The organism is Legionella nigrisilvae, from assembly GCF_977063395.2.
The window spans coordinates 301520-316091 of record NZ_CDRUGZ020000038.1; the positions used below are offsets into that span (position 1 = coordinate 301520).

The following is a 14572-nucleotide window of genomic DNA, read 5'->3' on the forward strand; positions in this document are numbered from 1 at the left end:
TTAAAAGCTCACCTGGGGTGCCTTTTCCGCACCTGTAGTTGCTGTAAATGAAGGTTTAATTTGGGCACCGTAAATTTTCGCCCAAATAATCCCAGGGAACGTCCTAATCGTTGTATTATACTCCTGAACGGTGTCGATATAATCTTTTCGCGCAATCGCGATTCGATTTTCTGTTCCTTCAAGCTGAGATTGCAGTGCCAAGAAATTTTGATTGGCTTTTAACTCAGGATATCGTTCTGCAACCACCATAAGTCTTGATAGGGTTGAAGACAGAGCGCCCTGTGCTTCTTCATATTTTTTCACAGCCACAGGATCGTTTAACATTTCCGGGGTAAGGGTGACTTTTGTTGCATTGGCGCGAGCATTAATCACATCGGTTAATGTAGACTTTTCAAAATTAGCGTACCCCTTAACTGTATTCACAAGATTAGGAATTAAATCCAATCGTCTTTGATATTGATTTTGTACTTGCATCCAGGATGCTTTAACTTTCTCATCCAATCTTGGAATTTTATTGATACCACTGATAATAAAAAATCCTAGAATAACGAGAATCCCTATAATAAATAAACCCGCTCGCCTCATATTAACCCCATTGATATTTATAAATTTTATAGTACGAATTTTACAGCATAAGTACAAGAGAGCATCCCGACGCACACCGAAAAGTGGCAATGGTTGATACACCTTAGTTGTACTTATAGTGCTGAAATTGTCTGCAAATGGTGCCGTTTTGGTGGCACCAATAAATATTTAATTCTTGATTTAGGTATCCTATCGCTGAGAGGTGTAAACCCGCAATAAACCCATTCTAACTTAGTGCTAAGATTCTTATCCCTATGCCTAAAGGTGGATGCAACTCGTTCGTGCAACTACTTTTTAGGCCCTTCTCCAAATTTAAATTCTTGTATTGGGTTAGTGCTTATTGGCTCTTTTGAATGATCAAAAAAGCCTTGTTGACTTTTAGATACCGTAGGTAAAAAAGCAGCTGATGTATCTTTAGACTTTTCTGATTCGGAAATTTCAGTTTTCTGTTCTTGAAATTTAATGAGCATTTCAGCAATTGATAGAAATCCTTTGGAATTGGCATACTCGACTGGAGATTTCTTATTATTGTCAATAACATCTATTTTAGCCCCTCCACCTACCAGCAATTCTGCGACCTCTTTTTTTCCCTGGGATGCAGCTACATGCAAGGGGGTTCTATTATCTTTACCCCGTATATTGGGATCTGCCCCTACGTCTAATAGGGATTCTACCGAAGTAGCAGTACCGAAAAAAACCGCATAATGTAATGGAGATATTCCTTTTCCTGGCATATTTGGATCTGCCCCGAACTTAACGAATGTTTTGAGAAGCTCAGTATGATTTGTTTTTATTGCATGATGAAAAATGGTTAAGTTACTTTTATCTTCAAAATTTGGATTTGCACCCTTTTTTAAAAGGACTTCTATCATTTCAGGATTGCCTTTTCTTAATGCGTATACCAAGGGGGGCAACCCATTTTGATCGAGAGTATTAAGCCCTCGACCTTCTTTAATTAACGCATCGATTATTAGGTTAAAGAGTGGCATATCACCTGAATTTATCGCGTGATGTAAGGCAGTAAGACCTTGTTTGTCTTGCATATCAGGATTAGCATGCCGCCTCAAAAGAGAGCCGACAATTTTATGTTGCTTCAATTGAATAGCGTAATGTAATGGAGGCACCCCATCACCATCTAACACATTAGGGTTAGCACCATTTATTTCAGGTAAGAGTGCTCTGACAAGATCATGACTGCCGCTTTTGACTGCGAGATGCAATGGACTTTTTCCAGCATAATCTAATGTGTTCGGATCCGCTTTCTTTTGCAAAAGTGCCTTAATCATTGCAGGTTTCTCAGATAAAACAGCCAAGTGGAATAAAGACATTCCATTCTCATCAATATGATTTAGGTCTCTTTTACTGGATAAATCCTCATGAGCCTTAGCCAAAAGAATATTGTCTAATTGTTTTTTAACCTCTGGGGAGACCTTTCGTATATTTTCCCTAAACTTGTCCATAATGATTTGTGGATTTTCATCGGAAATTTGGGGTTTTTCTTGCAACCAATTTTTTAATTGATGATATGCTTTGTCCACATGAGCACTAATTTCGATATTGTCCTTGGGTAACTGTTCAAAACACCTGTCCAGTTCTTTTAATGCTTCGAAAACTTGATGTAATTTAGCATTTAATATAATCATCTTGCGGTAGTCATCAGCATCAGTATTTCTAAGATTATGGAGCTCTTTTTCTAAGTGAGAAATGAGTTCATTTCGATTGTCTTGATCCTCACGCGGTTGTTTAAGATACTCAGTGATCCTTTTCAATATGATTTCTCTAACTTCAAGATGAGGTTTATGGCTGTTACGATACATTTTTACAAGAGGAAAACCATTTACTTTTGCTAAACTTGTATTGGTTTTATCAAATTGAAATCTCCATTTATTTAAATTATTGCTGGGTATTGAATGTAATGCTTTGGTAATGGAATCAATGATTAAGGATGCATTATTTTGATGAAACTTAAAAATTCTATGAATATCATCCACATTTTCGCGTATTATTTGCTGAACAGAATCCCATCTTGATAAATAGCTATCCAGTGCAACTCTAGGTTGATCTAATTTAGTAGGGGATGCATATAACATCCATGATTCGTACTCTTGACCCACAGGTGCTTTAAAATTATCTTCAAGTGGAAAAGTAAAGTGAGTTGTATTATCGGCAAATCGGACGCTTGCATCTAACGCATATCCACCTTCAGTTGCTAGTAAGAATAAAGAGAAAGCATCTTTAAAGGCCACTCTATCTACAATTCGATTGCGAGGTTCCGCCAAGAGCTCTCTTCTAACCTCCGACATTTTATTCGCTTGTTCCCGGATATAAGGATCCTCATTTTTTTGCATGGCTGCTATGTATTGATCTATTGATTTAACCTCTACAGTGCAATCATTCTTTTTGAATAAATCATGATAATGTGGAACATGTTCATCAAGACAATAATAGCAAATCTTATTCGAACATCTTCGTGAGACCTCAATAACATCCTCAACATCAGACCCTAACTTATTTTCTCCGGAAGAATCAATTTTAGGAGGACCAATCCATAAATAGTTAACATTGGGTAAATTCTTACTGTCCTCTTTCACAAAGGTATCTTCATGCTTTTTTAACACAATACGCTACCTCTAATTTCAATCACTCCTAAGATTAATTAAAAATCCTGATGATTTATTATAGTTTAAAATGTACACGATATTACCAAGTCAATGGGAAAAATAAAAAAGAATGAAGGAGCATAATGAACTATAGTTGAGGCTGCTCATTGAAAATGCTTTGCAGACCCTCACTTCTTGAATGATGAGATTAACGAAATGGCTAAGCCTATAGGCAAAAATTCTTGATATATCTTCTTTAATTCTGATTCGCTAATTTCCCCCCTTATAGCGCAATTATTCTCTATTTTTCCTACTATACTTTTTATAACTGCTCATCAAATCCTGGGCTAATCATGTATTCTAAAGAACTCAATCCAGATACGTTATATTCATGTGATCATTACTGGGGGAAAGACATTTCATTTCCTAAAGGAACTCAAGTGGGCAAAGACAGCTGGTTTGAAACGGCAATAGAACATGTCATTGGCTTAAGTGGTAATGATACCGGGGAGGGTCCGGGATTGGTTATCGAAGATATCGAACATTCTGATGTAGATATGTTATGGACTTCAGGCCTCAATGGATGTATGGGATTAGCCATCCTCGGCCTCAATCCAGTAACACAAAAAACAGACGTTTTTTTTACTCATGCCAGACACTATGAGAAGAACGATGCCACTACAGATAAAGATAACCCTATGTCTTTAGCACATCAATTCGTACAGTCGCATGAAGGTATTCGTGTTTTTTGGGGTACCGACTTCACGAAATATGGGAGTCAAACAGAAGCCCAACGTCAAGAGGCCCAAAAAAAGCTCAGCAATACTCTAGGGTGCTGGGTCCGGAACGATGATTGCTTTAACACTGCCGAAATGACCTTTTTCCCTAAACATAGTCTCCTTATACCCAAGTTACCTCCATCTGCATACAAGGATTACAAGGAAGACAACAATCGAGAGCGGAAAAAAGAATTCTCTGATAGCAAACAATTAGGCGAGTATAAACCTGATCCAAGTATAGAAGGTGAGATCCGCTTACATATTGCTGCCTTACGTAAAGACCGGAAATCTGCTGCCCGCTTATATCATCAGGATAAAAAAAGAGATTTGAAAATCCATGCGCTGACCGAAATATTGGAAGCTTATCATGTAGGCAATTATGATGTGTTAAGGCAATACCAGAGAGCAGCGAAAGAAAATAAATCTCCTTATATGGATCCTGATGGGAAAAAGATATGGGATTCCACCAAAGGCAAAACAGTAGAACTAGCGCAGAAAGCAGCGCAAGATGCGTTTAATAAGATTAGAGATATGGGGAAAGATGGGTGTGGATTACAAGAGAATGGGGAACCCATCCCGACTTATCGGCAATACCAACCTAAGACAAACGCTGAAGTATCATCTTCATTTCTGTGATAACCATGCTAATGGAACTTAGTTACCTTCCCCACTTTCATTCTAGGAATATTTTTTAAATTTTAATAAGAACAGTTCATCGTATTGGTGCTATTAATTAATCAGACTTATATTTAAGCGCATATTCTTCTTAACACTCAGAGATTATTTTTACAATTGCCCTACGCCATTTTTAGTCTTTGTACAAAGATGTAAAATTTTTCTGCATACGTATTTAGCGCAAATAGAGTCTTTGGAAAAACGTTTGGTACATCCTTTTATATAAAGAACTCGCATTTGTAAACGGACAATATCGTTAGTGTAATGAGGCATAAAGAGTGGCCCTTTATTAATACTACTCCGCTCGATATTTGCCTTCGCTATCAAATAGCTCTTCAATGATGGTTTGCATTTAATCTTGCCTGGCATTACGAAAAATTTCCCGCAAAAACCCTTTGATATTTAATAATGTCCAGATTTCCAACTTATACTTAAAGATTAAAAGTAATTAGACTTACCGTTTAATGTTGGCATACATAAGTCCCCAACAGCATCATTATTCCCAATGATAAATAAATAGCAACCGTTCCCCAAAATGAAATAGGTTCCTCTATGCGTGTAATAGTTCGTTTACAATATGTTTTACCTAATACTATGGAAATAAATCCACAGAGTAAGAATCCTCCCGCAACACTGCGTAAAATAGAAATATTGTTAGGATCAACTTTACACATCATAATTTAACCTTCGAGTCACACTTGCTTCGGCCTAATAACAAATTTAATCACTATCTGCTTTTCTAGCTCGCAACAAAATACCCTATTCTAAAAATTGAAAACATCTTTGGAGCGCTGTAATTCTTCCGGATTTTTACCCATTTTTACAGCCTGCTTGTATTAAATTGTTAATCAGTACCCAACTTTAGCCGAAAGACCTCGCCTTTCAATTCAATCGTATCTCCCGCAACCATCTTCTTTCTTTTTTGTTTTTCTATTACCCCGTTTACCAATACAGCGCCCGCAGCTATCATATCCTTAGCTTCTGCTCCACTCGAGGCGATACCTTCAAATTTAAGAATTTTGAAAAGTTCAACAGGTTCTTTATTAATGAAAACATCCTTCATATTAGTTAATACTCCAGTAATTATGGGTTGTCGCAATTTTTATTTTTTAAGGACGCAAGATAAAGGGCTTCTACTTCACTCCTTGCCCATGGTGTTCTGCGCAGGAATTTAAGACTTGATTTGATGCTGGGGTTCGAAGAAAAGCAATTAATCTTGACTCTTTCCGCCAAGCCTTCCCAACCATAACGAAGCAACAAACTATTTAAGATAGCCTCGAGGGTAATACCGTGCAGTGGATCATTAGAAGTTCTTTTCATCAATTACACCTTTCTTTATTGTCAGGTAATGAAAGCTTAAAAAAATAATCAACTATTCTATCTGCTATTTTTATTAAAACCATTATCTTTCAATTGAGTATAAAAAATTTTCTGAAGAATCGATTTCTGATTTCGTTAATAATAGATTTAAATCTAAAATTTTAACTAAGCCATTCATGAGTGGTAATTCTTTACCTGATCCGTTCCCATTTAAGGTCACTTACGGGGTCACACTTACGGGGTCACACTTACGGGGTCACACTTACGGGGTCACACTTACGGGGTCAGGCCTTGAATTGTGAATTTTCGAAACTATAGTCGTAATTTTTAACTATTTTACTCACACTAGAATAATGCAAGCAAAAATATTCTCCAATTTCTTTTAAACTAAATTGACCACTTTTGTACGCAACTTGAATTCCTTCATTTCTTGTACTGGTCTTTTGCTCTATCTCTTTTAAAGTGTAACTCTCTGTTTCATATTGAGTTTTTGGGATATCTATTAGATTCATTTGAGGGTCGATTTTTTTCAACATCTCATTAATAAACTCATCATTTCCCAAGTAAATTTGTTTTTTTAAATCACTCCATGGTGACTTACTCGTTATTCCATCAATGACAAATTCTCGATATTTATGAATGGCTACGGCCACATCTTCACTAAATAAACAAAGAATTTTATCTGTATGCAACCAATTGGGTTTAGACTCTTTTAATGTCGTAGCTTGATAACTACTCCATTTCCATTCATCTGGTGAAGTAACCATTTTTGCGCGTACAGGATTTAATACAATGTATCTTGATAACTCAAGCAAATAACGCTCTTTATCAACTAATATTGATTTGAATCGCCCTTGAAAAACGTGCCCCACGCGATTGTGGGTTCGATTAAATCTTTGAGTATAGACACCATTAAGTAATTGCATCCCTTTACTTAAATTTCCAGCTGGAGTCTCTATTAACAGATGGTAATGATTATCCATGAGACAGTATGCGTAACATACCCAAGTACATCTTAAGCATACCTCAGAAAATGTCTTTAAAAATAGATTTCTATCTTCCTCTGAAATGTAGATACGCTCCTGACCATCTCCTCTTGAGGTGATGTGATACAACGCTCCTGGGAACTCTATTCGCAGTGATCTTGCCATGTTGGACTATTAATTATCTTTTCCTTGACATGTTTTTAATTCATTCCATTCTGAGCGTCAATAGACTCCATCAATCTTCAATTGAAATTCACAATTCAAGGCCTGACCCCATTATTACACTGCAAGGCCTGACCCCATTATTAATATGGTCGTGAATTTTCCAAAACCGGAAATTATTTCGCTCACGCCCCTTAGCTTGAAAATACATGCTATATTTCATGAGAGAAGGATTGGAAAAAGTCGTTTAACTCATAAGCTCATTTTCACCATACGTTAAAGCTCTGGGCAGGAGGAGGTAGAAATGACTACTGCAGGGGTATACTACAAAGATTGCCCTAGAGGTATGACTATTGACGAATGGGCCGCACGTGTCGATTTAGCTGCACTCTATCGTCTTGTTGCCTGGAAAGGTTGGGACGATTTGATCTTCACTCACATATCAATGCGAGTACCTGGAAGCAAACACCATTACCTGCTAAGCCCATTCGGCTTGATGTTTGAAGAAGTGACCGCTTCAAGCCTGATAAAGGTTGATGTAGAAGGCAATGTGATTGAGTCGGAAAGCAAAATGATCAATCCAGCAGCTTTTGCCATCCACAGTGCAATCCATAAGGCACGAGACGATGCAAAATGCATTATCCATCTTCATACCCTAGATGGTGTTGCGCTTTCTGTGTGCGCAGAAGGGCTATTACCACTAACGCAGAATGCCATGATCATTGGTGGCGAGCTTGCCTATCATGACTATGAAGGTATTGTACTTGATTCTCACGAAGGGGAACAGCTGGTTGCTGATTTAGGCTCCAAACATCTCATGCTGCTTCGCAATCATGGAACATTAGCGGTGGGACCTAACTGTGGGGCTGCCTGGTTACTGATTTACTACTTAGAATCTGCCTGCTCCATGCAGTTGCGCGCCACAACCCATAGCAGAGAACTAAATAAACCGATACAGGGTATTCCTGAAAAAGTTCAAAAAATGAGTCGCGCTTGGTACGATGGAACCTTGGGGACATTTGCCTGGCCTACTTTTCTGCGAAAACTTGAGCGCATTGATTCTAGGTACCGAACCTAAAGAAACCTACGTATGAAAACATATACCATTTTAGAACAAGGCATTCATTTTCTTACCAGAAAGCATACGTCAATTCCTACACAAGAGCTTAAAGGAGAATGCGCCTGGAAGGCTAAGGAAATTGGAAGTCCTGAAACATTCGCCCATCATTTGTCTTTAGCGGAAATCAACGCTATAGATACTTTAGTTGATGAAGTGGAAGCAGTAGATATCAGCCTTGATGAAATCGGGCCAGGAGACTGGGGTAATGTCAATTTACAATTACTTATTGATGAATGTTGCACTGCATTGTTTAAAGGTCGAGGCTTTATCCTGATCCGCGGTATTCCGATTGAGCGTTGGTCAATAGCACGCGCTAAATTATTCATGGCAATTTTCGGCAGTCAATTTGGCCATTTAGGCATCCAAAACCCACAAAATGACCTCATTGGGGAAGTATGTAATCACCCTGAGGTAAATAATAACTATGCACGGAATTACCTCACTAACCGGGAATTTCTTCCTCATTGCGACGGCGCTGACCTGCTGGGGCTCCTTACCATCCGACCTGCGGCACAAGGCGGGGAAAGTCGCTTGACGAGTTCAGTTTCTGTATTCAATGCTTTACGCAGCGAGTCACCACATCTGATACACCGATTGTTTGAACCTGTATTACTCGACTTACGCAACGAACAAGCTCCAGGAACTCCCCCAGTTGTCTGGATAACACCTTGTGCACACCATGAGGGTCAACTTAAAACGGTTTATCTCTCAGATTATTTCCGAAGTGCAGAACGTCATCCGGGAGTTACAATTGATCCTGAAGCGAAAATTTTGTTTGACCTATATGATCGTCTTGCCACTCACCCTGATCTTGAATTACGCTTCACTCTAAAAGCAGGGGATTTACTGATTATCAATAACCACGTTATTCTCCATGCACGTGATGCATTTGTCGATGTACCCCATGCGAAACGACTTCTGCTTCGTTTCCTCGTATCCTCTAATCGCTAATTTAATAAATTATTGGAATTTGGAGTGTGCCCGACACTCAGTGTAGATACTGAGTTGATTATCGACAGTATCAATTTGTAAATACTTAACTCGTTTGAGAAGCAAAAAGATATGTAATTAACAAAGCTAAAAAATGGATTGATAATCAAATTAAATCAGGGACACTTAGACCAATCAAATAATACTAAATGGTGCCGCGATATAGTGGATAATGGGCTTATAAATCAAGGAGTTATATGGTGGGAGCGGCGGGAATCGAACCCGCGTCCGCAAATCCTCTGCCTTCAGCTCTACATGCGTAGCCGTGTCTTTTGATTTAACTGTGCATTCTCCGACGGGCAGGATACTACACAGCGATTCCCTGAATTTCGCATCTTAATACGGGATGGATTAAGACACTAGCTTATCTCTTATGACCGTTGATTCGATACCGATAAGCGGGCTCGGTCGATCACAATTCAAGGCCTGACGCCATTAATGCTTGATTTACACCTCTTTTTCTTTAATATGATTATAACTATTTGATAAAATCTGTTACAAAGCATACGAGGTTTGCTCTTCATTATGTACGTCATATTAACGAAATTTTGGCAATTTTAATTGAAAAATAAAGCAATACTCATTTCAAGTATGGGTAACATTATAGAATGGTTTGATTTTGGGTTATTTATTTTTATGGCTCCAATCATTGGGGGAAAATTTTTTCCTCAAGAATCTGCAAGCACTTCAACTATTGACGCCTTAATGGTATTTGCAATTGGCTTTATTTGTCGTCCTATTGGCGGTATTTTTTTTGGTTATTATGGAGATACTCGAGGCCGGGCAAAAACATTAAGAATTTCATTACTCATTATTACCTTATCCACCTTCTTAGTTGGTATTATTCCTACTTATAAAGAGATAGGAGTATTAGCTCCGACCCTATTTGTTTTACTGCGATTAATACAAGGATTATCCATAGGTGGTGAATACAGCGGTATAATGATTTATCTGGCTGAATCAGCTTCACCTAAACATCGGGGATTTATTACCAGTTTTGCAGCAAGTGGAGCAAATTTGGGGTTTTTATTTGCAACATTAACATTAATATTACTTAATTTATTTTTTTCTGTAGAAACTATCAATACGTGGGCCTGGCGGTTACCTTTTCTTGTAGTAGGTCTATTCGGTTCATTACTTACATATTATCGTTTTCAATTATCTGAAACCAAAGTGTACTCATATTTAAAAACAAATCATCTTATTGAAAATAGACCCTTTATTACTGCTATGAGATATGCCCCTTACCAACTCATTAAAATTTTGGGACTTACTTGTATGAGTGCCACATTTTATTATTTTTTTGTTGGTTATATCGCCACCTATTTAGAACATTACATGGGTTTCCCCTTCAAAACAGCGTTAACTTTTCAAACTATCATATTAATTACCATGTTATTTATCGTTCCCTTTGGAGGAGTTTTTGGAGATTATTTTAGTCGAAAAAAAATGATAATAATCACAAGCCTAGCTATTCTATTATTAATTTTCCCTTGTTTTTATTTATTGCAGTTTAAATCATTATTAATGACTTCTTTAGCTCTAGGTATAGCAACCCTTCTTAGCTCCTTAGACCAAGGTAATACCATGACCGCCATTGTTGAAAATTGCCCTGAGAATATACGTTACAGCGTCATCGCTTTTTCATACAATTTAGGAAATGCCTTATTTGGTGGGACTACCCCGCTAATTGTTACCTTACTTATAAACAATGTTAGTCCTACAGCCCCCTCATATTATCTATTTTTTATGGCCATTATAGGTTTGATTACAGCAATAACATTGCTTCCAAATAATCAATCCAGGGAGGCAATTTCTCCCGTACGGCCACAAGATCTATCGCTTTTGCCCATATTAAGCAAAACTAAAAAGTAAGTGCAAAACATACGTGCGGGGTCATACGTGCGGGGTCAGGCCTTGAATTGTGAATTTTCAAAACTCTAGTCGTAATTTTTTGACTCTTTTACTCACACGAGAATAATGCAAGCAAAAATATTCCCAATTTCTTCACCATTCAAGGCCTGACCCCATGAAGTTTCGTTTAGAAGATGGCTTATACCTTTTTGATACTCCAGGTATGTTGTGGCCAAAAATTGCTAATGAAAATAGTGGTTATCGGTTAGCTGTATCGGGGGCTGTTAAAGATACTGCCTTTGAATATGATGATATTGCCGACTTTGCAGCAGAATATTTACTTGTAGCCTATCCGGAACGCTTAATGGAGCGTTATAAACTGGAAGAAAAGCCTATGGGTAAAGAAGAATTAATTGCATCTATTGGTCGTAAGCGTGGCTGCGTCCGTAGCCGTGGTCATGTTGATATGCATAAAGCTTCCGTTATTTTAATTAATGAAATACGAGGTAAAATATTGGGTGCCATTACCTTTGAAATGCCAGAAAATATAGAAAAAGAAAATGCACATTTTGCTGAGATAGAAGCAAAGAAAATTGCCGCCCGTGCAGCGACGAAGTTAGCACGAGGCAGGGGACGAAAAAATAAAAGATAGTTGTATTTAAGGAATCAGTTTAAGTCTGAGATTTTAGTAAGCGTTCATTCTCATTATATAGATGGCTCCTTTACACCGAAATGCCTTAATTGTGGGATTTGGGGACATCCACCCTTCTGGATCGTTCATCGGGAAGAAAATCGGGGGTTTACTTTACTACCCGGCCCTAGTCATATGTTCAAAAGAATCAATGCCCTTTTAACCCCTTAGACGCGGTATTATTTAACTTGTAAAAAATAAAATACTTCAACCAATTTATGAGTGGTCTTTGTTTTAAAACAAAGTCAAATGAATAAGCAGGAATAAAAAGAGATTAATGGGGAACTATAATATAGTTGGCCCTAATATGGTTAATTTTTATTAAAATTGATTATAAATAATTGACTATAATAAAGAGGGAAACTATTAGCTTAAGGAAGAGACTATGATTTTCAGGGTTCTGACCATATTTGGTTACTGTCTGATTCTAGCGGCTTGCTCTACAACTAAAGATAACTCGGAACAATCACAATTTGCATTAATGGAAAATACAATTTTTCAAAATGCAAAAAAAAATGGATTAAAAAAAACAGATATCACTATTTACAGAAGGCAAACCTTTTTAGGGAATCATTACGCAATTGTAAAGTGCAATAACTCTCAAAAATGTAAAAATTCGGAAATAGTAATACCCGTTTCCAAAATCAATAGTTACTCTGTCCGCTCCTATAATTATAGTCCGAATAATAAAGCTAGGGGCTCCTCACCTTCATACATAAATACTGGAAACCCAGGTCCCGGATTTTCACCTTATCCCAATAACAATTGATAGAGGAAACCAAAATGAATAACAAAACATCGGGCCAACAAAAAGAAGAAATAGAACTCGAAATACATAAAAAATTTTGGGCTGTTTACTCTGATAACACAAAAACTCTTTCTAGTATATGCCGACAGCTTGCATTTGGAGAAGGTGGTGTTTGCTGGTTTTTTATACAAGAGGCATACTTTTCATTTGAAATAAAATTAATTCTAACTTTTTTATTACTTTTTTTTGTTGCCGATGCTGGCCAATATTTATTTTTAGCTACAAATAATAAAAAGCAGGCAGAATTTTATGAAGAGTTATTAAATAGGAACGACCCAGTGATAACTAATAAAGAACAAGTTCAAAGACCAATTAAAATAAACAGCGCCGGTAACATTTGTTTCGGATTAAAACTAATTTCACTCGCCATTGCTTCACTGCTATTAATAGCAACGTTTTATTATAATTCAAATAATATAAATGCAGGTTCTATTAAGCCTATTGTCAAAACGCGATTAAACTAAGATGCCATCACTGCCATCCAGATTATATGCTACCTTGCTCAATAATCTTTTGTATTTGCTGAATACGAGCTTGGATGTCCTTAAGATCAAATTTCTTATTTAAAAAAATCTATTCCATATTATTGTGTTTTTAGGACACCTCCCTTCTTGACTAGTTCATCAGTAAGAAAATCGGGGTTTTCCTAACTTCTTGGTCCTATTTTAAACGTTAATTTAAAATAAAATGAGTAAACAATTAACTTATTAAAATTTGTCTAAAATTAAAATAAATAGTAAGGAGATGTAATGAGCTCCGTTGAATGGAAGGATGTTAAAAATAAACCCGATAAGCTAATAATATGGCTCAGCATGCACTCAAAAATAAATGGAGGCAATCTTCCTATTATCATTAACGATTTTTTTACTACAGATTTTCAAAATTTCTTATTTCCGCAATTAAATTGTTTGACTGAATTTTTCAAATTTAATTCGAAATTGGATAATTCTCTCTGTCAACAATTAATCTATGACTCAATAAAGGAACTAATTGAAAAAAAACAAGAAAATTCAGATAACTTGTTAAATTTATTAGAAGATAAAATTAATAAACTAGTATTAGTCAATGAAACAAAGCATTGCCTCACCTCTATATCTGCCAAAAAAGTTTCATTTAGACAAATTCGAATATTTGAAAGTGAGATTAAATTTTACAAAAAATTTCCTTCTAAGTTTCAATCCAGAAAAACTATTTTAAATAGGTATAAATATAACGAACTAAAAACGTTTATAAAATGTGTGATCACTACTAATACCTCATCTAATGAATTAAATGACCATTTAAATAATATGGACATATTTCGCGCTTTAGTTAATATCTACATTAATAGTAATTGGGATATGACTTTTGATGGACGTTCTGAGCCCATAAACAAATTGAGGTTAGGCTCACACCATACCCTACATAAGATTCAAGGTGATCTTTTAAATCAGGATATTCACTGTGAAATTAATTCATCATCTACTGAACTAATTAATATCCCAAAAGAAACAAAAAAAAGAATTGAAAGGGATTTAAAAATTATTCATAAATGTCCTTATAAGGATATTATAAAAAAAAGTCTTTTATTGTATATAAGATCTTTAGACTGGAATGAATCGAATCTTTCATTAACCATTTTATGGAATTCAATAGAACTTTTACTTTCGAAGAAGAATCAAAACCAACGAACTAAAATTAAGGACTTTCTCAATAGATGCGAGGTTATTTTCCCAAATGAATCGTATATTGGAGAATGTCTAAATGCTATTCGGTTAATACGGAATAATTTTGTACATAATTATGAGGGTTACGAGCAGTCACGAAAACTTACTTTTCAACTACAATATATTTATAAACACATTTTGGCATATCACTTAAAGTCTCTAAGTCATTGTAATGACCTTAATACCGCAATAGATGAGCTAGACCAAATTTATAGTTTAACCCCAAGGATTACCTAGAGACATAAAAATAGTTTTTAGACATCCAAATCATGTTTTTTGGAACATTCTGTACAAAC

13 protein-coding genes and 1 other RNA gene are annotated in these 14572 nt (G+C 36.4%); 7 read left to right on the forward strand and 7 right to left on the reverse strand.

The window, feature by feature from the left end; genetic code table 11:
- Window positions 1-585: a LemA family protein gene (locus tag ACWTE2_RS23675; protein WP_182391914.1), complete on the reverse strand. Its 585-nt coding sequence runs from the start codon at window positions 583-585 to the stop codon at window positions 1-3.
- A 287-nt stretch (window positions 586-872) separates the two neighbouring features.
- A complete protein-coding gene (locus ACWTE2_RS23680) occupies window positions 873-3203 on the reverse strand; it encodes an ankyrin repeat domain-containing protein (protein ID WP_454784678.1) in 2331 nt (776 codons plus the stop codon).
- 335 nt (window positions 3204-3538) lie between these two features.
- On the opposite strand from ACWTE2_RS23680, the gene ACWTE2_RS23685 reads away from it, so the two are divergent.
- Window positions 3539-4600, forward strand: a complete 1062-nt coding sequence (locus tag ACWTE2_RS23685; RefSeq protein WP_454784679.1) for a hypothetical protein — start codon at window positions 3539-3541, stop codon at window positions 4598-4600.
- A gap of 500 nt (window positions 4601-5100) precedes the next feature.
- Here ACWTE2_RS23685 and ACWTE2_RS23690 read toward each other — a convergent pair whose 3' ends face one another.
- From ACWTE2_RS23690 to ACWTE2_RS23705, 4 genes are all read right to left on the reverse strand, one after another.
- Entirely contained in the window at window positions 5101-5316 is a 216-nt protein-coding gene (locus ACWTE2_RS23690) for a hypothetical protein (protein ID WP_454784680.1), read from the reverse strand.
- Window positions 5317-5483: 167 nt separating this feature from the next.
- On the reverse strand, window positions 5484-5702 hold the full coding sequence (locus ACWTE2_RS23695) for an RNA-binding S4 domain-containing protein (RefSeq protein ID WP_182391918.1): 219 nt from the start codon (window positions 5700-5702) through the stop codon (window positions 5484-5486).
- A gap of 20 nt (window positions 5703-5722) precedes the next feature.
- Window positions 5723-5959, reverse strand: coding sequence for a VF530 family protein (locus ACWTE2_RS23700; protein ID WP_454784681.1), 237 nt, complete (start codon window positions 5957-5959; stop codon window positions 5723-5725).
- Between the two features lie 284 nt (window positions 5960-6243).
- On the reverse strand, window positions 6244-7110 hold the full coding sequence (locus ACWTE2_RS23705) for an REP-associated tyrosine transposase (protein ID WP_454784682.1): 867 nt from the start codon (window positions 7108-7110) through the stop codon (window positions 6244-6246).
- A 301-nt stretch (window positions 7111-7411) separates the two neighbouring features.
- Between ACWTE2_RS23705 and ACWTE2_RS23710 the strand changes: the two genes are divergently transcribed.
- Together ACWTE2_RS23710 and ACWTE2_RS23715 are read left to right on the forward strand one after the other, a co-directional pair.
- Window positions 7412-8185 (forward strand): class II aldolase/adducin family protein, encoded by a 774-nt coding sequence (locus tag ACWTE2_RS23710; protein ID WP_454784683.1) that lies wholly within the window; start codon window positions 7412-7414, stop codon window positions 8183-8185.
- 12 nt (window positions 8186-8197) lie between these two features.
- Window positions 8198-9178, forward strand: a complete 981-nt coding sequence (locus ACWTE2_RS23715; protein ID WP_454784684.1) for a TauD/TfdA family dioxygenase — start codon at window positions 8198-8200, stop codon at window positions 9176-9178.
- 237 nt (window positions 9179-9415) lie between these two features.
- Here the strand turns inward: ACWTE2_RS23715 and ssrA are convergent.
- Window positions 9416-9751: a transfer-messenger RNA gene (gene ssrA / locus ACWTE2_RS23720) on the reverse strand.
- A 27-nt stretch (window positions 9752-9778) separates the two neighbouring features.
- On the opposite strand from ssrA, the gene ACWTE2_RS23725 reads away from it, so the two are divergent.
- The 4 genes from ACWTE2_RS23725 to ACWTE2_RS23740 all read left to right on the forward strand — a co-directional run bounded on the left by ACWTE2_RS23725 (window position 9779) and on the right by ACWTE2_RS23740 (window position 14513).
- Window positions 9779-11092, forward strand: a complete 1314-nt coding sequence (locus tag ACWTE2_RS23725) for an MFS transporter (RefSeq protein ID WP_454784685.1) — start codon at window positions 9779-9781, stop codon at window positions 11090-11092.
- Window positions 11093-11246: 154 nt separating this feature from the next.
- The gene (locus ACWTE2_RS23730; protein ID WP_454784686.1) at window positions 11247-11723 is read left to right on the forward strand and encodes a YlqF/YawG family GTPase; all 477 of its coding nucleotides are present in this window, start codon (window positions 11247-11249) and stop codon (window positions 11721-11723) included.
- A gap of 822 nt (window positions 11724-12545) precedes the next feature.
- A complete protein-coding gene (locus ACWTE2_RS23735) occupies window positions 12546-13034 on the forward strand; it encodes a hypothetical protein (RefSeq protein WP_454784687.1) in 489 nt (162 codons plus the stop codon).
- Window positions 13035-13319: 285 nt separating this feature from the next.
- Window positions 13320-14513 carry a hypothetical protein gene (locus ACWTE2_RS23740; protein WP_454784688.1) on the forward strand — a complete coding sequence of 398 codons (1194 nt, stop codon included), beginning with the start codon at window positions 13320-13322 and terminating at the stop codon, window positions 14511-14513.
- Window positions 14514-14572: the final 59 nt, after the last annotated feature.

Excerpts from the sequence above, each read along its gene's own strand:
- ACWTE2_RS23695 (WP_182391918.1), bottom strand. The coding sequence starts at position 5,702 with ATGAAGGATGTTTTCATTAATAAAGAACCTGTTGAACTTTTCAAAATT.
- ACWTE2_RS23715 (WP_454784684.1), top strand. The coding sequence starts at position 8,198 with ATGAAAACATATACCATTTTAGAACAAGGCATTCATTTTCTTACCAGA.
- ACWTE2_RS23710 (WP_454784683.1), top strand. The coding sequence starts at position 7,412 with ATGACTACTGCAGGGGTATACTACAAAGATTGCCCTAGAGGTATGACT.
- ACWTE2_RS23685 (WP_454784679.1), top strand. The coding sequence starts at position 3,539 with ATGTATTCTAAAGAACTCAATCCAGATACGTTATATTCATGTGATCAT.
- ACWTE2_RS23690 (WP_454784680.1), bottom strand. The coding sequence starts at position 5,316 with ATGATGTGTAAAGTTGATCCTAACAATATTTCTATTTTACGCAGTGTT.
- ACWTE2_RS23740 (WP_454784688.1), top strand. The coding sequence starts at position 13,320 with ATGAGCTCCGTTGAATGGAAGGATGTTAAAAATAAACCCGATAAGCTA.
- ACWTE2_RS23735 (WP_454784687.1), top strand. The coding sequence starts at position 12,546 with ATGAATAACAAAACATCGGGCCAACAAAAAGAAGAAATAGAACTCGAA.
- ACWTE2_RS23675 (WP_182391914.1), bottom strand. The coding sequence starts at position 585 with ATGAGGCGAGCGGGTTTATTTATTATAGGGATTCTCGTTATTCTAGGA.
- ACWTE2_RS23705 (WP_454784682.1), bottom strand. The coding sequence starts at position 7,110 with ATGGCAAGATCACTGCGAATAGAGTTCCCAGGAGCGTTGTATCACATC.
- ACWTE2_RS23700 (WP_454784681.1), bottom strand. The coding sequence starts at position 5,959 with ATGAAAAGAACTTCTAATGATCCACTGCACGGTATTACCCTCGAGGCT.
- ACWTE2_RS23730 (WP_454784686.1), top strand. The coding sequence starts at position 11,247 with ATGAAGTTTCGTTTAGAAGATGGCTTATACCTTTTTGATACTCCAGGT.